This is a genomic window from Dehalococcoidia bacterium (genome assembly GCA_040902535.1).
In the GTDB taxonomy this organism is placed as follows: Bacteria; Chloroflexota; Dehalococcoidia; order DSTF01; family JACRBR01; genus JBBDXD01.
Window position 1 is genome coordinate 1 of record JBBDXD010000005.1, and the last position, 17,854, is coordinate 17,854.

Below are 17,854 nucleotides of genomic sequence, written 5' to 3' on the forward strand. Positions count from 1 at the left end.
ATCGATCGCGATCGTTTTGGCCTCATACCGGGGCGCCCCCACTTGACCGGTGCCGGTCGAACTCGCTGAACTCGTCCTCCTCCACCTGTGGCACCGCGCTCACGCGCGTGCGGCTCGCCGGCGACATGCCGAACTCCCCGAGCAACAGGCGCATCTGGTCGAGCGCCTTGTTCGCGATCGCCAGGTACGGGCTCTGCATCGGAAAGCCGTTCGGGCTCTTCACGACGACGCCGTACTTCTGGAGCGCCTGCTGCGCCTCGACCCAGCGTCCCCAGGCGTCGCAGTACAGCGCGAGCGCGGCGCGGTCGATGCGTGCAAGCAGCCCCAGCTGCGCCAACTCGGGCGCGATGCGCCGCCACTCGCGCTTCGCCGCCTTGCTCAGTTCGCGCGGACATGACGGGAGGTCCGACGTGACCTGAGGCTCGTGGCCGTGCATGCGGTGTTTGCGCAGCGTGCCATGGAGGCGCTTCACGTTCGTCGGCAGGGGCTTCGCACCCGGCTTCACCGACACCCCCCTAGGTCAATCTGGCCACGCACACGCGGCCGCAGCGGGCGCTCTGCGCTTGTGAGGTTGTAGAGATGTGACCGGCCTCCCCCTCGCGCTACCATCGGCGCGATGGTGCATGTCGGCATCGGCTTTGTGATCGTTGCGCTCACGTGCGTGGGGCTGACGGCGATCTCGTTCGTCGCCGGACCGGACGTGAGCACGCCGTTCGCCGTGGGTTCATTCGTCGCGCTCGGCACGTCGGGCGCGTTTCTCGCGTACGTGTTGCGGCATAGGATGTGACCTATCTGGTCATAGCGATCGGCGCGGCTGGCAACCGGTTGGCAGCCGACGCCCTGCCAAGCGGGAAGGCTGCGGCGCGCTTGGCAGCCGCTAGCCTTTAGGCCCACCGTTGCCAACCGCCAACCGAGACTCGGCGGGGCGCTTGGCAACTGGTTGGCAACTCGGCAGTTGCCAAGCGAACTCATGCGTCCTCCTCGTCGAAGTCCGGCAGACGATACGACTTGGCGCGCTTCGCCTGGTCCTCGTCGGCAACGAACTCGATCAGCCGATCGTCCTTCACCAGGTCGCGGATGCGGTCTTTGACGGTGCGCTCGCCGGCGCCGGTCGCCTGCGCGACGATCGGGACCAGCTCCGTGCCTCGAATGCCGTCTGGTCCCGCGTGAAACACCTGCGTGAGGATGTCGTCGTCACTGACCTTGCTCGCCGCCTTGCGCTCGCTCGCGGAGTAGTTGATCGTCTCCCGGTCGAAGTCGAGAGTGAGGTCAGACAGGCCATCTTCCGCGTCGCGCACCTTCGTCCACTCCGCGTTCAGACGATCAGGGACCTTCGCGTCCTTCTCGATGCTCAGGCAGAAGCTCAGCCAACCGGCGAGCGCCGTCGATCCGCGGATGCGGTCCGTGCCGCTGTCGCGCTTCGTGAGCGGCGGCTTCTTCCGGTCGTGGTGCGCGCCGATGAGCGCGCACCGGTTGCGTACGATGATCGCATCGAGCAAACCGGTGAGCTGCGCCATCTCCTGCGAGGAGTTCTCGTCCCACGTGTGCGCATTGCGGAGCGGGTCGATGATGACGACTTCAGCGCCCGCTTCGGCGATCAAGCGCTCGAGTTCGTCGGCGCCGTCGTCCGTTGCGAGGTTCAACTGCGTGAGCACGATCTGGTAGCGCGCCTTCACGTCCGCCGATGCGGCCGCCCAGACCTTCTTCAGCCGACGCCGCAAGCCTCGTCTCGATCCTTCCAGCGCCACATGCAGCACGCGCCGCGGTTGAGGGACGGGAAACCCGAGGAAGGGCGCCGCTTCGGCCAGACAGCGGCCGAGCCGCAGGAGCAGGTTCGTCTTTCCGATGCCGGTGCTGCCGGCGACGAAGCCCTTGCCGTCGATCGGGAGGATGGCGCCGTCCGAGCCGTCGCCGACGACCACGTCGAGCGGGGCGTCGTCCCCGTTGAGCCACTCATCGAGGCTCTCTAGACGTTGCACCGTGTTCGGCGAAGGCTCTGTGATAGAAGGCGAGGGCGTGCGCTGCTGCTTCCGTTCGATGAAGTAGCGCGCGATGTCATCCACCTCTTGTTCGGCCAGTGGCGGAGTGCAGATGGCCCGGTTCACGGCCTGCAACGCTGCCCGGAAGGCCTCGGGCGAGATGCCCTCCGTCCACATCCAGCCGGCGTGGCTCGTGATCGCCGCGTGTCGCCCGCCCTCTCCCACCATCGCCCCGACGTCCCGGAACGCTGCCTTCTGCGGCGTGTGGCGCAACGTGTGGCCACACCCGGCCAGCGTGTCGCGCAGCCAGGCGATCGAGTCGGCGACCTCAATGGGCCGGACGCCCGGAGGGCTCAGCAGTTCGTAGTGGCTCGCTCCGACACGGCTCGGTGGCACCAGCACGTATCCACCCACCGCTTTCAGATCGCCGAAGGCCCGTCCATCTTCGAGGAGCAGTTTCTGGGTCGGGACGCCCGCGCAACGGATGGCGATGTGGAGGCCGCGCTTTCGCGTCCGTACGACTTCGGTGATCTGCGGGAGCTCGGGGAACGCGGCAAGCACGGCGTCGGCCACTTCGATCAGGTCGATGTCGATGCGCGGCTCGTCGTCGGTACGCACACCCACGTTCGCGTCCGGCCACTGCTCCCACCAACGATCGAGCGTGGTAGGATCGGCCGACGCCTCAAGCAGTCCCCGCATGGTTCGCGGGTGCTTACCTGGACTCGGGCATTCTGTGCGCTTCGGGCACTTGCAGACGCCACTCGCGTCGGTCGACCACAGCGGGACGACACACGCGCCCCCGAGGGCGCGCGTCTTGGCCGCTTCCAACAGCGCATTCAAAGCTGAACCACTCTCTGTAGGCTGCTGTAGTTCTGACCTGCACGGATGCCCCTGCGGCTTCTACGGCGACCCCACGAAAGAGTGCACCTGCTCCGAATCGACGGTCAGCCGCTACCAAAAACGCATCTCCGGGCCGCTCCTGGACCGCATCGACATCTTCGTCGAAGTCCCGCGCGTCGAATACGAAAAGCTGGCCGCCGAGACCGAAGGCGAAAGCTCCGAGATCGTGCGCGACCGCGTCGAGCGCACGCGCGCCGTGCAGACGCAGCGTTTCGAAGGCACGCGCCTGGTCTGCAACGCGGAAATGACGCCGACCGAAGTGCGCGAGCACTGCCAGTCGAAGCTCGACGAGCAGGCGCAGTCCCTGCTCCGCCTGGCGATGGCGCAACTCTCGCTCTCGGCGCGCGCGTTCCATCGCGTGCTGAAGCTCGCACGCACCATCGCCGACATGGCCAGCTCCGAGCCGATCGCAGCACAGCATCTCGCGGAGGCGATCCAGTACCGCCAGCGGGTGCGGGGTTAGGCGCTCGTCACAGCGTGGCTCCAGCGCCACATCGTGATGTCGGTCACATCGTCGATGATGAGTTGGAGCGCGATCGTATCGCCTTCGCCGACAACTTGAGACTCAGCGCGTAGCAGCGTGGTGCCCCAGTGTGTTTGCGGGCTGGCAGGGCCCGTATCGAATTGAATCTCGTCGTCGAAGATCACGGAGAAGTACAACACGAAGCCGTCGAGGCGGCCGGGCTGCGTCACCGTGCGTTCGTACCGCGCGCGTCCCGGAACGCCGTCGGCGTCCATGGCCTCGATATCGAACGACATCACGGGCTCGGGTTCACCGAGCAGGTGATCGACGTCCGAAGGACGGATCGGTGCGTGGTAGTAGTGCCGCGGCAGGCTCGACGCCCACTCGCGCATCGCCGCGAAGTCGATGCCATCGATCCGCTGCTCCCAAATGAACGGCACGCGCCGCTCGTCCCGCATCTGCACGGGCTCGACGTACAACTCGAACTTTGCCGGCACGATCTTGCCGCCAGGCTTCAGGACACGGTCGCGCAGATCGATCAGATTGGCGACCATATTCTCATTCAACAGGATGTCGCCGATCTGCTCGTGGATGATCACATCGGCTTTGCCTTCGGGCAGATTGAAGTCGCGACTGTTCGTGCGTACGAACTCGATGTTGGCGATGCCGTTCGCGCCCGCGACGGCCTGCGCCTTCTCGATGATGTTCGAATGGTCCAGCGCGTAGATCTTCTTCGGCCGCATGGCGCTCGCGAAGAACGAGAGGATCCCGTTGCCCGTGCCCAGGTCGATGACCACATCGCCCTCTTTCACGTAGCGTGCGATCGCCCGATGATAGGACTCGGTACGGACAGTGTCCGCGAGCATGATGTCGTGTTCGTAGAGTCCGGAGAACTGTTGAGCGTTTTTGACGTCGTAGTACACGCGCCGAACGTACTTGTTCGCCTTCAGCCTGTCTCGCACCGAAAGAAGAAGGCGAACCCCGGACTCCGCCACGCTCGCCATCATGCGCTCCGCTTTCCCCGCGCCGGCAACGGGACTTCCCTGCGACGGTCGGCCCGCATCGTAGCCGGCCGGCGCGGTCTGCCGGAGCATACGGCTTGACGGCCGGCGCCGCCATCGTCGTCGCGTTCCGGCTCGTCGTGCCGCTGCTGATCTTCCGCCACCCGCTCGCCGGCGGCATCGCTGCGCTGATCGCCGACGCGATCGATGTCGTACTCATCTCGGTCATGCAACTCGGCGACTTCGGCGGCCATTACCACACCACAGACAAGCTGCTCGATTCGTACTACCTGGCGATCGAGTGGACCGTCGCGTTCGGCTGGGACAGCCCCTGGGCGCGCTGGCCGGCGCTCGTCCTGTTCCCGTACCGCATCATCGGCGTCGCGCTCTTCGAGACGACGGGCGAACGCGTCATGCTGTTCATCTTCCCGAACATGTTCGGGAACTGGTGGCTGTACTGCCTGCTCGTCGCACGCTTCTTCCCGTCGATCTACCCACGATCGTTGCGCACGACGGCCGTCCCGATGCTTCTACTGCTGATCCCGAAGATGGCTCAGGAATACGTCCTGCACTATCGCGAAGCGCAGCCCTGGGATTGGATGCAGCGCAACATCTTCGGCATCGACTAGCGCACCGCGATCGCGTGCGCCTCGAAGAACGCCCACAGTACCTGCGAAGCGTCGAGCTGCTGCGTCGTGAAGCCTAGCTGTGCGATCTCCACCGGCGAGCCCGGCCACGTGTGGCCGCCACCGATCACCGAGTAGAGCAGCGCATCGCCGTCACCGCCCAGGCAACGCTTGAACGTCGAAAGCTCCACTTCCGGCGAAGGGCGCGAGATCACAGGCAGCGCGTCGCAGCCCAGGCCGCGCGCCCACTCCGTCATCGACCTCCGCACCGAGGGGAAGGCCACCGCACCCGCGTCAATCGACGTCGTGCCGCCCTCGATCGGCGCGATCCGGTCGTCGCTGCCATGAAACGCGATCGCCGGCACACTCGCGCGACACGCCTGGAACACCGACGCCACGACGGCCAGCGCCGCGATGCGGTCCGCCGAGGCGCACGCCGCCGCCTGCGCCATGCCGCCGCCGTCAGAGAACCCGGCGAGATAGACGCGTGTCTCGTCGATGCAGTACTGGGCGCTGAATTCCGTGAGCATCGCGCCGACGAACCCGACGTCGTCCGGGCCGCCGGCGTCGTTCCGCGCGTTCCAGCGTCCGCCCTCGCTAGCCGGGTTGAGCATCACCAGCACGAAGCCGTGCTCGTCGGAGAGCGCCGGCAGGTCGCTCAGCGCCGCGAAGTTCTCCGCCGGCAGGTCCAGGCCGGTAAACCCGAACACCAGCGGCGCCGCCTCCGCGCCCGAATACCCTGCGGGCACGTGGATCACCCACGTCCGGTCTCCGCCGGGAGAGGTGGCCGCGCGATCGCCGGCAGGCTGAGGGCGCGACGGTGTGCATCCGGGGACCACGCTGGGCGTCGCCACCCCTGCCGGCGACGCCGGGGAGGCGCCGGAGCCGCCTTCATCACACGCGGCGAGGAGCAACGCCAGCGCGGCCATGGCGGGGACCAGTGCGCGAATCACGCGCCGATGGTAGCACGGATTCCGCCGCCCAAGCCGATGATTACAGCGGGTCAAACGGGGTCGGGGGACTCCATGGCGCTGCCCCTATGGGTGTTACCCCCTCGCACATGTGTCGAAGCTCAGGCCGATACAACATTGAGATTGCCTGAGACGACGCACGAAGAGGGATTGCCATGTACAAGCACCTACTCGTCACGCTCGACGGGACGCCGCGCTCCGAGGCCGTCGTGCCGCACGCGCTCGACGTAGCGAAATCCATGCACGCCACCATCACGCTGCTCCGTGTGGTCGATGCGGTGGCCGCCGACTGGAGCGAGCGCGGCGCCATGGGCAAAAGCCAGGCCGAAACCACCATCCGGTCGATGTTCGCCGACCAGGCGCAGACGTACCTCGAGCGCGTCGCGACGCAGATCAGCCGCTCCGACGTCCGTGTGCACACGTTGGTGAAACAGGGTCCGCCGGCCCGTCAGATCATCAACACCGCGAAAGAGGTCGACGCCGACGCCATCGCGATGTCGACGCACTCACGGCGCGGCATCAACCGGCTGATGTTCGGCAGCGTCGCGGAGCAAGTGCTCCACGAGTCGAGCCTGCCGATCATCCTGGTCCGCTCGGCCTAGAGCAGGTCCCCCGTCGCGCTGCGCGTCTTGCCGGTCTCCTGGAAGGCCGCCATGACGTGCTTCGCGATCTGCGACTGGTGTACTTCGTCCGCACCGTCGACGAGGCGCGCCGCGCGCGCATTACGCATCATCCGCTCAAGCGGCGTGTCGGTCGAATACCCGAGCGCGCCGTGCACCTGGATCGCCCGGTCGACGATCTTCCAGAGCGTATTCGCCACGTGGTGCTTTGCGAACGAGACTTCTTGCTTGAACGGCAACCCGTTCTCGATCTTGTACGCAGCGTGCAAGACCATCAGCTTCGCCGCGTACAGCTCCATCGCCGAGTCGGCCATCATCCACTGGATCGCCTGCTTGTCGGCGAGCGGCGCGCCGTGCAACTGCCGCTTCAGCGCGCGGTCGACGAGCATCTCCAGCGCATTCTCCGCATTGCCGATCCACCGCATGCAGTGCGCGAGCCGCGCCGGTCCCAGGCGCGCCTGCCCCAGCAGGTGACCATGGCCGCGCTGCCCCAGCATGTTCTCGGCAGGGACGCGCAGATTCGTGATGCGGATCTCGCAGTGATTGCCCTGCCCCGCCATCGTGTCGATGTCCCGGACGATCTCCCAGCCGTCCGCGGGCAGGTCGACGAGAAACGCCGAGTTGCGCGCCTGCGGCGGATCGGCGTCCGGGTCGGTGCGCGCGATCAAGATCGCGAAGCGCGCGCCCTTCGCGCCGGAAATAAACCACTTGTGGCCGTTGATTACCCAGTCGTCGCCGTCTTTCTGCGCGAAGGTCTGGATGCCCGTCGGGTCGGAGCCCGCCACTTCCGGCTCCGTCATCGCAAAGCACGACCGCGAGCGCCCTTCTGTCAGCGGCCGCAGGTACTTTTCCTTCTGCGCCGGGCTCGCGTGATGCAGCAGGGTGTGCATGTTGCCCTCGTCGGGCGCCTGCGCATTCAGCACATACGGCCCGATGCCGGTGCGCCCCGCTTCCGCGGAGACGAACGCCATGGCCGTAATCCCCAGTCCCATGCCGTCCCATTCCGTCGGCATGTGGGGGTTCCAGAGCCCCAGGTCCTTCGCGCGCTGCCGCAGGCCCGCGATCGCGCTGATGTAATCGTTGCGCGCGGATTCGTTATTGCGTAGCTTCTCCTCCGTGGGACGGACTTCGTCGTCCATGAATGTGCGCACACGCTGTCGGACCTCTTCGACGTCCGGGGGAAGCGCGAAATCGATGGGCATGTGACCGTCCTCCTGGTGCATCGTGAGCGCGCGGGCCGGCAGCGCGAAGACTGAGCGCCGTTCATCCAGCGTGGAGATTGTAATCCTCATGGATTCTTACGTCACGAAGCCAGCCAAGCGGAGGCAGTCCAATGAGTGAGTCCGTCCCCGGGGTCGACCTCTCACGACTCGCGTCCTGGTTCAACGAGCACGTGGCGCCTGTCGGCGCGCTCACGGCGGAGATCATCGGCCACGGGCGTTCGAACCTGACCTACCGCATCAGCAGCGACGGCCATGAGTGGGTCTTGCGCCGGCCGCCGCTCTCGCACGTCCTGCCAACAGCGCACGACATGAAACGCGAGTATCGCGTCATCTCGGCGCTCGAAGACACCGATGTGCCTGTCCCGCACGCCATCGCGCTGTGCGAGGATACAACCGTCAACGATGCGCCCTTCTACATCATGTCGTTCGTGCACGGGCTCGTCCCGAACGATCCCTCCGTCGTGAAGCAGCGCTACGACGAACCGACACTACGTCGCATCGGCGAAAAGTTGATCGATACGCTGGCGGCGCTGCACATGCTCGAGCCGGCGTCCGTGGGGCTGGCGGACTTCGGCAAGCCGCAGGGTTTCGTGGCGCGCCAGGTCAAACGCTTCACGGGCCAGATCGAGCAGTCGCGGACGCGCGATGTTCCGCAGCTCGCAGAATTGGCGCGCCGGCTCGCAGCGTCGATTCCGGCGGAGTCGGGCGAAGCCATCGTCCACGGCGACTACCGCCTCGATAACTGCGTGCTCAGCGACGACGGCCAAATTGCGGCGGTGCTCGACTGGGAGATGGCGACGCTCGGCGATCCGCTCGCCGACCTCGGCATGCAGATCATGTACTGGGCGGACACCACCCCCGGCTCGACGCCCGGCGCGCCCGGCATCTCCAGCAACTCCGTTACCGCGTTACCGGGATTCCTCTCGCGCAGCGAGGCCATCGAACGCTACGCGAAGAGGACGGGCGCCGATCTGACGAATCTCGACTTCTACGTGGTGCTGTCATTCTTCAAGCTCGCCGTCATCCTGGAAGGGATCAACGCTCGATACCTGGAAGGCGGTACCGTCGGTGCCGGATTCGAGGGGATCGGCCAGCAAGCGCTGGGCCTCGCTCGCACAGGACTCGTCGTCGCGGACCGATCGAGCATTGCCGGGTTAAGCGGCTAAGCCGGCTCGGGAGCGCGGTGGTACCCCCGACAGGACTCGAACCTGTGCTTCTAGCTCCGGAGGCTAGCGCTCTATCCACTGAGCTACGGGGGCGTGCCATCACTATACGATGCACGCCCGTGCGCGGAAACTCCGTCGGCACGCAGGCCAGAGCGGGTGGCGCCGCACGTCGCAGCACGCCACTGTCGCTCGCCGCTGCGCAAACCTCGACGCAGGCCGGCTCGCTACACTGAATCCGGACGTTTCGGCTGCCCACCCTCGGCTGTTATAGTGCTCGCCACACCCCCTTATGGAAGCGAAGGTCTATGCCCAGAAAAAAGCAGACGGTCCAGCAACAGCGCCGCCGCAGGGTCTACCGCGAAGGCGAATTCTCCGGCGAGGCCACGAAACTCAAGCCGAAGGGCGCCTTCCGGTTCTTCCAAAACTACACCCTCTTCGCCATCATCGGCACCGTCGCGCTCGCCGGAGGGCTGGCGCTCTCCGCCTTCTACACCGGCTCCGGCACGATTCGCAACGACAGCGGCTCCGTGCGTGGCGACGACGTCATCCGGGAGACGCCCCGCGCCGGCGAAACGTCGACGACTGGCGCCGTAACGGAAATCAAGCAATACACCGGCGCCCCCGCCATGACGATTGACCCGGCGAAAACCTACGTCGCCACCGTGAGGACTGACCGCGGCTCGTTCAAGATCGAACTGCTCGCGAGCGATGCGCCCGAGACGGTCAACAACTTCGTCTTCCTGGCAAACGACGGCTTCTACGATGGCGTGAGCTTCCATCGCGTCATCGCGGACTTCGTCGCCCAGACAGGCGACCCGACCGGCACCGGATCGGGAGGCCCGGGATACACGTTGCCCGTCGAAAACGCCGACGGGGCGTTCACCGAAGGCACCGTCGGCATGGCCAGGCCCGCCGATGCGTCATCCCCCAATAACGGCAGCCAGTTCTTCATCACGCTCGCCGACACGCCGACGCTCGAAGGCAAGAGCACCGTGTTCGGCCGCGTCGTCGAAGGTCTGGATGTGGTGAGAAATCTGACGGCTCGTGACCCGCAGCTCGTGCAGGATCCGCCGCCCGGCGATCGCATCGAATCGATCACCATCGAAGAAGCGTAGGCCGGCGCCGCCACAAGCACACACATAGCAAAAGGCCGCCGAATCAATCGGCGGCCCTTTGCCGTTGGAGGAGGAGGCTGTTAGTGAAATTCAGGCCGTTCGCTTCGTCCTTCGACGGACGTATTCAGCGCTGGTCCGCACCTTGCGGTTCATGCGCTCGACCTCGAACCGGGTCGCGCACCCGTTACAGAGGCGCACCTGGTCGTAGGTCACTGCGCCAGCAGCTTCGCGGCTGATGCCGCACCCGGCGCACTTAAACCGGTCGTCCGGTCCGATGCCCCGGTCTCGATCCTCCTCGAGGATCAGTTTCATTGCTTCTTCTATGGCTTCTCTCTGTTCCTCCGTTACTCCTGCGATCCCGTTTGCGCCGTAGCCGACGACTGCCAATCCGAACCTCCGGAACTCGTGGCGTCGAAAGGGGAGCAAAAAACGACCGAAGGTAAGCCTTCGATCGGTTCCCTTCTCCTCTTTATGCCTACGGGGTTAGCTGACGGGTTCGGCTCAAAGGAGTTCGCCTACTCGCCTTGCGACGAGATTCACCCCGGGAAATTGGTTCCCCCGTTCCGCCTGCGGCGGATTCGGCTGTTATTCAGTTGTACATCCACCATACATCCACGCCTATCGAAAATCAACCGGAAGGCCGTCCTGTCGTTTATCTGTAATCGCCCGTTTACGACTGCCGCGCGGCGACGTTACCCCCTCAGCCGAACGTCACGACCAGCCGCGCCGCCGCGTCGATCGCAGCTTCGATCCGCACGTGATCCGGCCGCGGCTCGAAGCGAATCGGCGCGCCATCGAGCATGGCGCTCAGCACCGCCAGGCCGCCGCCGCTCACGTACACCACCCGGCTTCGCCTTCCCACCGGCGCGATGTCAAGGACGAGCCGCCTTCCTTCCTCATCCCATGCTTGGCCGGTTATGTCGAGCACACCCATGCCGATGTGCCCCGTCGTCGCGATGAGCTGAGGCTGATCGCCCGCGGGCCGCAACGCCACCACGCGGCAGCCGTGTGGCGGCACGAGCAGGAACTCGACGCTCCCTTCCGCAATCCCCAGGTATCGCTCGCCCCACAGCTCAAACGCGTGCCAGCGCCCATCAGGAAGGTCCAGTCGCAGGTCCTGCGCATCGTCGCCGAAGTTGAAGACGCCGTTGATCCTGGCGTGGTCGAAGTCGCGCTCGAAGACGGCCTCGTACCGCTCCGGCATGTCACGCTCGATGAGATCGAGCGCGCGCGCCGCGTGCGGCAGTACCGGCAACAGCATGCTAATCAGGTCCAGGCGCTCCGGCGGCAGCTTGTCCAGGTCGTCGCTCGACAGCATCATTCCCGCCGAGAGCCCGATGACGCTCGCGAGTGTCTGCGTCTCGTCGATCGTCAGTTTGGTCCTGTCGGTCCGCACGAGCAGGCAATCGGGGTCGTTTGCCCACAGGCGTCCGTGCATCCATGTGCGGTTGAGCGAATTCCTGATCGCCGTCTCCGCGCTCAGTTGGTCGTCAGGTTTGCGGAAGCGCGGCTTCGGCCCCGCGCGCTCGGCCGTCGTCAGGTAGCGCCACCACGGCCCGACGTCGAGTCCGACCCGGTTACCATCAAAGAAGCCGACGGACGGCGCCATCAACGATCCGCAGCCCAGGATAAAGCGACCGTCTCCCGTGCCCTCACGCACGGCGGCAAGCGCTTCGCGATACGCGCGGACGCGCGTCGCGTCCGCATCATGCCGTCCGCCTCTGAGCGCGGCGGCGAACAGAAAGTCGATCTTGACGTAGTCGTAGCCCCAGCCATCGCAGACCGAGCGGAATAGGTCGCGCAGCCACGCCCGCGCCTCCGGCAGCGAGCCGTCGATGCCGTAGTTCCTCCGCTGCCAGTTCTCCGTCGCCAGCGCAGGCTCGCCGTGCTCGTCGCGCACGACGAACTCCGGGTGCTCGGCAAACGCACGCGAAGATTCCGCGATCAAAAACGGCGCCAACCAGATCCCCGGTGTGTAGCCGGCGCGCTTGATCTCGCTCGCCAACCAGTCCATCCCGCGCGGAAACTTCTCGTTGACGATGAGCCAGTCGCCGATGTCTGCCTGGTAGCCATCGTCGATCTGCACCGTGTCGATTGGCAATTCACGCCGGTGCTGTTCGATGAACCGCAGGTTGCGCATCACGTCGTCTTCCGTGACGTCCTGGTAGAAGTAGTACCAGGAGCACCAGCCCGCCGGCGTCGTCGCGGGCACGCGCGCGCCCATCAACAGGCCGAGTGCTTCCGCATAACGCGCGAGCTGGTCGTTCGGCCGCCCGACGAGGTCGATCGCGACGCGCTCCGACCACACCGTCTGCTGCGGCAGCACCGTCGCGCCGTCGAAGAGGCAGCGCACGTCGAGCGCGCGCGACGGCGCGTCCACGTACACCTGCGTCAGCGCTTCACGCGCGGTGACCGCCCCCGCAAGGAGCGACCGGCCCGACGCTGGGTCGTACAGCGCACCGACGTCATCGCTCGCGAATTGCCCTGGTTTATCCGGCGGCTCTTCGGGCGAAAGTACCGGCGGCCGGCTCCGGACATCCACCTCGCCGCCGCCAAGCGACATCGTCGGCGACCATGACTGCCAGCCATGACGATAGATCCGCCAGTCGTCGGGCTTCGACGACAGGCGCAATCGCCCGCGGCCTTCCCCCGTCGTGAACACGTACAACCCATCGAGCGGCAGCGGCGCCGCTGATTCGTTCTTCAACCCGACGCGCGTCACCGCGAACGGATACGCGTCGTACAACACGACTTCGCGGCGCAGTGTCACGCCGCGGCGAGCCACGCGTGCGATCAACGTCAGCCGCTTGCCTTCGCCGAGTTCGTCGGCATATGGCTGCACGTCGTATTCGGCGCGCTCCGCCACGATCGGCGGCGCGTCGGCCGGCTGTGCCGACATCATCGCGCGCTCGGTCGGCCGAAAGTCACCCGCCAACGCCACCGGCGCGATCGACGCGTCGTCCTGCCTCGTCTCGATGCGCAGCCACTGGTTCTGGAGCCACGGGCCGTTGCGGCCGCGGCCGGAGGCGACCGAGTTCGCCACTAGCGCCAGCCGCCGAAGCGGATCAGCGTCCCCTCGCCTTCGACGCGCATCTGTTCGATGCGCCGCGGATCCGTCGGTCGCGAGTAGTCACGGCCTGCGCGGTCCTGGCGAAAGCCCAGGTTTACGTACAGCCGGATCGCGGGCGCGCTCTCCTCGTCGGTCGAAAGCCCGGCGTCGCTCGCGCCCAGCGCGAACAGGCGCTTCGCCGCCCGAATCGTGAGCGCCCGCCCGATGCCGCGCCCGCGCTCGTCCGCGGCGACCGCGAGCACGCTGATCCAGCCAACACCTTCTTCCGGCTTTTCGATGAGATGGAAGCCTGCGATCCCTTTACCGGCCGTCGCGACCAGCACTTCGACGCGCTTATTGCGCAGCCGATCGCGCATGTCATCCACCCCGATCGGCGTCTTCGGAAACGCTTCATCGTCGATGCGGACGAGGTCGGCGAGATCTGCTTCGACCGCGTTACGAAACCTGACGCCGCCCACCGTCGCGGCGGGCAACTTCACGCCCTTCGCAAGCGTGAACCCGAGCCAATCGCGCGTCGGCGTGAACCAGAGGCGCTTCAGCACCGGCTCGACGACCGGCCGTGCGGGACTGTGCGTCAGCCGAAAGCGCACCGTTTCCGCGCCCAACGACGAGCGAATCCGCGGCAGCAACTCCTCGAACATCTCCGGGAACAGGTCGATGAACGCCCGCGAATTCTCGTACCCGTAGATCAGCTTCGCCCCGCCAACCGCGTCGACCGAAAGGATGTTGCCCGCTCGCTCCACGATCAGCTCGGGGTGCTCGCGCTCCGTCGCCTCCGTGCCGCTGCGCCGGTACACGTTCGACACGACGTGCGCGGACATGCGGTCGTCCAGGCTCTGACCGATGATGGGGCCGATGCGGCGCGGTGTCTTGGCTGTCATCAGCGGGACCAAACGCCGCGGAACGACTCTTCGACCGGGCCGGTCAAGATGACCTCCCCTTCGCCGTCCCATTCGAGGTGCAGCACGCCGCCTGGCACGCGCAATGCAAGCGCGTCGTCCGCAAGGTCGCGCAGACGCGCGGCGACCATCGTTGCCGACGCGCCGGAGCCGCACGACAGTGTTTCGCCGACGCCACGTTCCCACACGCGCATCTCGGCGCGGTCGCGTCCGAGCATGCGCACGACTTCGAAGTTCGTGCGCTTCGGAAACACCGCATGATGTTCCACCAGCGGCCCCATGTCGTGGAGCGGATAGTCTTCGACCGCCGCATCTTGGAAGTACACGGCGTGCGGGTTGCCCATCGATACGGGCGTCACCGGGATGGTGCGGCCATCGACGTCCAGGTCGAAGCTCTTCACCGGCGGCGCTGCCTCGATCGCCACCGGGATGTCGCGCGGGTCGAGGTGCGGCCTGCCCATGCCCTCGCGCACCCTCGTCACGCGTCCCGCTTGCGTCACGACGCGCACGCGCAGCACGCCGGCGCCCGTCTCCACGTCGAACTCCTCATCGCGCGGCGAGACGATACCCGTATCGACGACGAACTTCACGAGGCAGCGCATGCCGTTACCGGACATCTCGGCTTCGGAGCCATCCGCGTTGAAGATCCGCATCCGGACGTCGGCCACGTCGGACGGCGCCGCCAGGATCAGACCGTCGCCGCCGATGCCGAAGTGCCGATCGCACATCGCACGGGCGAGCGTCTCCCAGTCGCGGTCGAGGCGACGCGCGTCGAGCACGACGAAGTCGTTGCCGGTGCCCTGCAGCTTCACAAAGTCCATGCGCTGGTCAGGATACCGCCCCGCTTCGCCTATCCGGAAGCGAACGCTCGCTCGACGGCCGCGCTCGCCTCGGCAACCAGGGCAGGCGAACTCACATCAAGCCTGCGGATGCGCGGATCGGCCTCACGAAACCAGGTCTCCTGCATCCGCGCCAGCCGGTGCGTCTCCGTCTTGATGCGCGCCACCGCCTCCTCCAACGAGCACTCGCCGGCAAGATGCTCGCAGATCTGGCGATAGCCGATGCTGCTCATCGACGGCAGGCTGCACTCATAGCCCGCCGCGTTCAGCCGCCGCACTTCGTCGACGAGTCCGGCCGCCATCATCTCATCGACGCGCTCGTCGATGCGCGCGTGCAGCCGTTCGCGCTCCATCCGCAGCCCCAGGATCGCTGCATCGAAATTCGGCTGTCGCTTCTCGCGCCATGCGCTGAAGGGGCGTCCCGTTGCGCGCGTCACCTCAATCGCCCGGATCACACGCCGGACGTTCCGCGCGTCGATCGTCTCCGCGCTCGACGGGTCTTCGCGGCGCAGCGCCTCGAACAGCGCATCCGGACCTTCACGCTCGGCCAGTGCTTCCAGTTCGGACCGCAGCTTGCGGTCGGGCGGCACGCGCGGCACGCGCCAACCTTCGAGCAGCGCCCATACGTACTGCCCGGTGCCACCGGCTACAATCGGCAATTTTCCGCGCGCCCAGATGTCGCCGAGGGCTGCGTTCGCGAGATCGAGATACGCAGCGAGCGTGAACGGCTCGTCAGGCGCGACCGCGTCGATCAACCAGTGCCGGGCACGTTGCCGTTCGTCCGCCGTCGCCTTGGCCGTACCGATGTCCATCTCGCGATAGACCTGCCGCGAGTCGCCGTTGACGATCTCCCCGTTGAATCGCTGCGCCAACTCGATGCCGAGCGCCGTCTTGCCGGTCGCCGTGGCGCCGACGATCGCGACGAGTCGTTCGCGCATCAGGCGCGCGCGTAGACGTCGGCGGTTGCCTCGACCATCGCCGCGAACGAATCCGCCTTCAGCGACGCCCCGCCGACCAGCCCGCCATCGATATCCGGCTGCCCCATGAACTCCGCGACGTTATCCGGCGTCACCGAACCGCCGTAGAGAATGCGCACATCGTCGGCGACCGCGCCGGCGATTTGGCCGACGGTGTGACGGATCAGCGCGATCGCTTCCTCAGCCGTGGCGCCGTCGGCCGCCAGCCCCGTGCCGATCGCCCACACAGGCTCGTACGCGATCACGAAGTCCGCGCCAACCTCGACGCCCGCCAGGCCGGCGTGCGTCTGCCGCACCAGCACATCGTTCGTCTCGCCGCCCTGTCGCTGATCGAGCGTTTCGCCGACGCATACGATCGGCTTCAGGCCGTGGGCGAGCGCGGCCTTGGTGCGGCGGTTCACGGTCTCATCCGTCTCGCCGAAGAACTGCCGCCGTTCGCTATGCCCGATCAGCACATACTCGGCGACCTCGGCGATTTGCGTGACGCTGATCTCGCCCGTGAACGCACCCTTCTCGTCCCAGTACACGTTCTGCGCCGCCAACCGCACCGAAGAGCCGTCCAGCGCGTCTTGCACATCGTGCAGGTAAACGTACGGCGGGCAGACGATCTTTTCGACGCCGGCCATCGCATCGCACCGCTCGACGATGCCTCGCGCGAGTGCAATCGCTTCGCTCCGCAGCGTATTCATCTTCCAGTTGCCGGTTATGATCGGTGTTCGTGCCATCTCACGCTCCGTACTTCGTCAGCCGGCCCGCGTGCGCCAGTGCCAACGACAGGATCTCTTTCGCGGGAAAGGTGCCCAGTGTGCCGTTCGCGCACGCCTTCTCGTTGAAGCCCTCCGAGTGGTCGTGCCGCAGGTACTCCTTCGCGTGGAAAAGGAACGGCACCGAATGCCACGAATGCCCCGCCACCACCGCCGGCGTGCTGTGATCGCCGGCCACCATGAATACATCCGCCTGCAGCGCGTGCAGGTCATCGATGAAGCCGTCGATCTCCTCGAGCGCGGCGATCTTCGCCTGGTAGTCGCCGTCTTCGCCCGCAGCGTCCGCCGCCTTGAAGTGAATGAAAAAGAAGTCGTGATCGTCCCAGTGCTCGTTCAACGTCTGTATCTCGTCCGCGAACGTCCCTCCCGTCGCGATGATCTCCATCCCGACGAGCTTCGCCAGCCCGCGGTACATCGGGTACGCCGCGATCGCCGCTGGCCGAAACTTGCAGATCTCCGCGATGGACGGCATCGGCGGGCGCTTCGCGAGTCCCCGCAACGTCAGCATGTTCGCCGGCTCCCGCCCCGCAAGCTCTGTCGACGCCTCGGCGATAAATGCGTTGAGCAGCGCCGCCGTCGCTTCTGCTTCCGGCGAAGTTGCACGCACGGACAGCGGCGCGGCGCCCTCGCGCTGCGGGTCCGTCTCGGTCAGGTGGTCCGACAGGCCCTCGCCGCGCAGCACGAGAAGAAACCGATGATCCCGCACCGGCTCGACGAACACCCGCACACCCGGAAGCTCGATCTTGCTGAGGATCTCGCACAGCGGCGCCGCCTGCTCGGTGGGAATACGTCCGGCGCGCCGGTCCGTGATGCGCCCGTCACTGCCGACGGTACAAAAATTGCCGCGCGCCGCCACGTCCGTCGCCTGCAGGTCGAAGTCAATGCCAAGCGCTTCGAGCACGCCCCGCCCGACCTGGTATACGAGCGGGTCGTAGCCGAAGAGCGCGAGATGCCCCGGCCCGCTCCCCGGCGTCACACCATGCGCCACCGGGATCGTTAGCCCGCACATGCTCTCGCGCGCGAGCCGGTCGAGGTGCGGGATATGCGCCGCTTCTAATTCCGAACGCCCGCTCTCATTCGGCAGGCCGCCGAGGCCGTCGATTACCAGCAGAAGAATCTTCGTGTTGTTGGGGACGGAGAGCTCGCGAAGTAGTTCGAGGTCCACGAGGCGAAGTCTAGCACGGTGCCCTGTTACAAAAACGGACTCCCGCCGGCCCGCGCCGCCGCGCCCAGCCACCGCG

General features: G+C 66.4%; 18 protein-coding genes, 1 tRNA gene and 1 riboswitch. Of the genes, 6 read left to right on the top strand and 13 right to left on the bottom strand.

Annotation, left to right across the window (positions count from 1 at the left end; genetic code table 11):
• Positions 1–22: 22 nt before the first annotated feature.
• Positions 23–505 (bottom strand): phage terminase small subunit P27 family, encoded by a 483-nt coding sequence (locus tag WEB52_02545; GenBank protein MEX2225313.1) that lies wholly within the window; start codon positions 503–505, stop codon positions 23–25.
• A 111-nt stretch (positions 506–616) separates the two neighbouring features.
• On the opposite strand from WEB52_02545, the gene WEB52_02550 reads away from it, so the two are divergent.
• Positions 617–787, top strand: coding sequence for a hypothetical protein (locus WEB52_02550; GenBank protein ID MEX2225314.1), 171 nt, complete (start codon positions 617–619; stop codon positions 785–787).
• Between the two features lie 181 nt (positions 788–968).
• Here the strand turns inward: WEB52_02550 and WEB52_02555 are convergent, their stop codons facing one another.
• Complete coding sequence (locus tag WEB52_02555; GenBank protein ID MEX2225315.1) at positions 969–2,819, bottom strand: AAA family ATPase; 1,851 nt, start codon at positions 2,817–2,819, stop codon at positions 969–971.
• Between WEB52_02555 and WEB52_02560 the strand changes: the two genes are divergently transcribed.
• Positions 2,794–3,342, top strand: coding sequence for an ATP-binding protein (locus tag WEB52_02560; GenBank protein MEX2225316.1), 549 nt, complete (start codon positions 2,794–2,796; stop codon positions 3,340–3,342). The genes WEB52_02555 and WEB52_02560 overlap by 26 nt on opposite strands.
• Here the strand turns inward: WEB52_02560 and WEB52_02565 are convergent.
• Positions 3,339–4,265, bottom strand: a complete 927-nt coding sequence (locus tag WEB52_02565; protein ID MEX2225317.1) for a 50S ribosomal protein L11 methyltransferase — start codon at positions 4,263–4,265, stop codon at positions 3,339–3,341. The genes WEB52_02560 and WEB52_02565 overlap by 4 nt on opposite strands.
• A gap of 176 nt (positions 4,266–4,441) precedes the next feature.
• Between WEB52_02565 and WEB52_02570 the strand changes: the two genes are divergently transcribed.
• Positions 4,442–4,972: a hypothetical protein gene (locus WEB52_02570; protein ID MEX2225318.1), complete on the top strand. Its 531-nt coding sequence runs from the start codon at positions 4,442–4,444 to the stop codon at positions 4,970–4,972.
• On the opposite strand, the gene WEB52_02575 is transcribed toward WEB52_02570, so the two are convergent.
• Positions 4,969–5,922, bottom strand: a complete 954-nt coding sequence (locus WEB52_02575) for a PHB depolymerase family esterase (GenBank protein ID MEX2225319.1) — start codon at positions 5,920–5,922, stop codon at positions 4,969–4,971. The two genes, WEB52_02570 and WEB52_02575, sit on opposite strands and share 4 nt — an antisense overlap.
• 173 nt (positions 5,923–6,095) lie before the next feature.
• Here WEB52_02575 and WEB52_02580 point away from each other — a divergent pair, with 173 nt between their 5' ends.
• Positions 6,096–6,542 carry a universal stress protein gene (locus WEB52_02580; protein ID MEX2225320.1) on the top strand — a complete coding sequence of 149 codons (447 nt, stop codon included), beginning with the start codon at positions 6,096–6,098 and terminating at the stop codon, positions 6,540–6,542.
• On the opposite strand, the gene WEB52_02585 is transcribed toward WEB52_02580, so the two are convergent.
• On the bottom strand, positions 6,539–7,762 hold the full coding sequence (locus WEB52_02585) for an acyl-CoA dehydrogenase family protein (GenBank protein ID MEX2225321.1): 1,224 nt from the start codon (positions 7,760–7,762) through the stop codon (positions 6,539–6,541). The genes WEB52_02580 and WEB52_02585 overlap by 4 nt on opposite strands.
• Before the next feature lie 131 nt (positions 7,763–7,893).
• Between WEB52_02585 and WEB52_02590 the strand changes: the two genes are divergently transcribed.
• On the top strand, positions 7,894–8,949 hold the full coding sequence (locus WEB52_02590) for a phosphotransferase family protein (GenBank protein MEX2225322.1): 1,056 nt from the start codon (positions 7,894–7,896) through the stop codon (positions 8,947–8,949).
• Positions 8,950–8,967: 18 nt separating this feature from the next.
• Here the strand turns inward: WEB52_02590 and WEB52_02595 are convergent.
• Positions 8,968–9,042 (bottom strand) — tRNA-Arg (locus WEB52_02595).
• 212 nt (positions 9,043–9,254) lie between these two features.
• Here WEB52_02595 and WEB52_02600 point away from each other — a divergent pair.
• Positions 9,255–10,064, top strand: coding sequence for a peptidylprolyl isomerase (locus WEB52_02600; GenBank protein MEX2225323.1), 810 nt, complete (start codon positions 9,255–9,257; stop codon positions 10,062–10,064).
• A gap of 90 nt (positions 10,065–10,154) precedes the next feature.
• Here WEB52_02600 and WEB52_02605 read toward each other — a convergent pair whose 3' ends face one another.
• From WEB52_02605 to WEB52_02635, 7 genes are all read right to left on the bottom strand, one after another.
• Positions 10,155–10,451 (bottom strand): hypothetical protein, encoded by a 297-nt coding sequence (locus WEB52_02605; GenBank protein MEX2225324.1) that lies wholly within the window; start codon positions 10,449–10,451, stop codon positions 10,155–10,157.
• 70 nt (positions 10,452–10,521) lie between these two features.
• Positions 10,522–10,658, bottom strand: a riboswitch (cyclic di-AMP (ydaO/yuaA leader).
• 106 nt (positions 10,659–10,764) lie between these two features.
• Positions 10,765–13,107 (bottom strand): glycoside hydrolase family 36 protein, encoded by a 2,343-nt coding sequence (locus WEB52_02610; GenBank protein MEX2225325.1) that lies wholly within the window; start codon positions 13,105–13,107, stop codon positions 10,765–10,767.
• Positions 13,107–14,015, bottom strand: a complete 909-nt coding sequence (locus WEB52_02615) for a GNAT family N-acetyltransferase (protein ID MEX2225326.1) — start codon at positions 14,013–14,015, stop codon at positions 13,107–13,109. The genes WEB52_02610 and WEB52_02615 overlap by 1 nt, the downstream gene beginning before the upstream one ends.
• Positions 14,015–14,854 (bottom strand): diaminopimelate epimerase, encoded by an 840-nt coding sequence (gene dapF, locus WEB52_02620; protein ID MEX2225327.1) that lies wholly within the window; start codon positions 14,852–14,854, stop codon positions 14,015–14,017. Before dapF ends, WEB52_02615 begins: the two co-directional genes overlap by 1 nt.
• Positions 14,855–14,883: 29 nt before the next feature.
• Complete coding sequence (miaA, locus tag WEB52_02625) at positions 14,884–15,810, bottom strand: tRNA (adenosine(37)-N6)-dimethylallyltransferase MiaA (GenBank protein ID MEX2225328.1); 927 nt, start codon at positions 15,808–15,810, stop codon at positions 14,884–14,886.
• Positions 15,810–16,574, bottom strand: a complete 765-nt coding sequence (gene tpiA, locus WEB52_02630) for a triose-phosphate isomerase (GenBank protein MEX2225329.1) — start codon at positions 16,572–16,574, stop codon at positions 15,810–15,812. The genes miaA and tpiA overlap by 1 nt, the downstream gene beginning before the upstream one ends.
• Before the next feature lies 1 nt (position 16,575).
• Positions 16,576–17,778, bottom strand: a complete 1,203-nt coding sequence (locus tag WEB52_02635) for a 2,3-bisphosphoglycerate-independent phosphoglycerate mutase (GenBank protein ID MEX2225330.1) — start codon at positions 17,776–17,778, stop codon at positions 16,576–16,578.
• Between the last annotated feature and the right edge of the window lie 76 nt (positions 17,779–17,854).

Excerpts from the sequence above, each read along its gene's own strand:
- WEB52_02550 (MEX2225314.1), top strand. The coding sequence starts at position 617 with ATGGTGCATGTCGGCATCGGCTTTGTGATCGTTGCGCTCACGTGCGTG.
- WEB52_02580 (MEX2225320.1), top strand. The coding sequence starts at position 6,096 with ATGTACAAGCACCTACTCGTCACGCTCGACGGGACGCCGCGCTCCGAG.
- WEB52_02585 (MEX2225321.1), bottom strand. The coding sequence starts at position 7,762 with ATGCCCATCGATTTCGCGCTTCCCCCGGACGTCGAAGAGGTCCGACAG.
- WEB52_02590 (MEX2225322.1), top strand. The coding sequence starts at position 7,894 with ATGAGTGAGTCCGTCCCCGGGGTCGACCTCTCACGACTCGCGTCCTGG.
- WEB52_02600 (MEX2225323.1), top strand. The coding sequence starts at position 9,255 with ATGCCCAGAAAAAAGCAGACGGTCCAGCAACAGCGCCGCCGCAGGGTC.
- WEB52_02615 (MEX2225326.1), bottom strand. The coding sequence starts at position 14,015 with ATGACAGCCAAGACACCGCGCCGCATCGGCCCCATCATCGGTCAGAGC.
- dapF (MEX2225327.1), bottom strand. The coding sequence starts at position 14,854 with ATGGACTTTGTGAAGCTGCAGGGCACCGGCAACGACTTCGTCGTGCTC.
- miaA (MEX2225328.1), bottom strand. The coding sequence starts at position 15,810 with ATGCGCGAACGACTCGTCGCGATCGTCGGCGCCACGGCGACCGGCAAG.
- tpiA (MEX2225329.1), bottom strand. The coding sequence starts at position 16,574 with ATGGCACGAACACCGATCATAACCGGCAACTGGAAGATGAATACGCTG.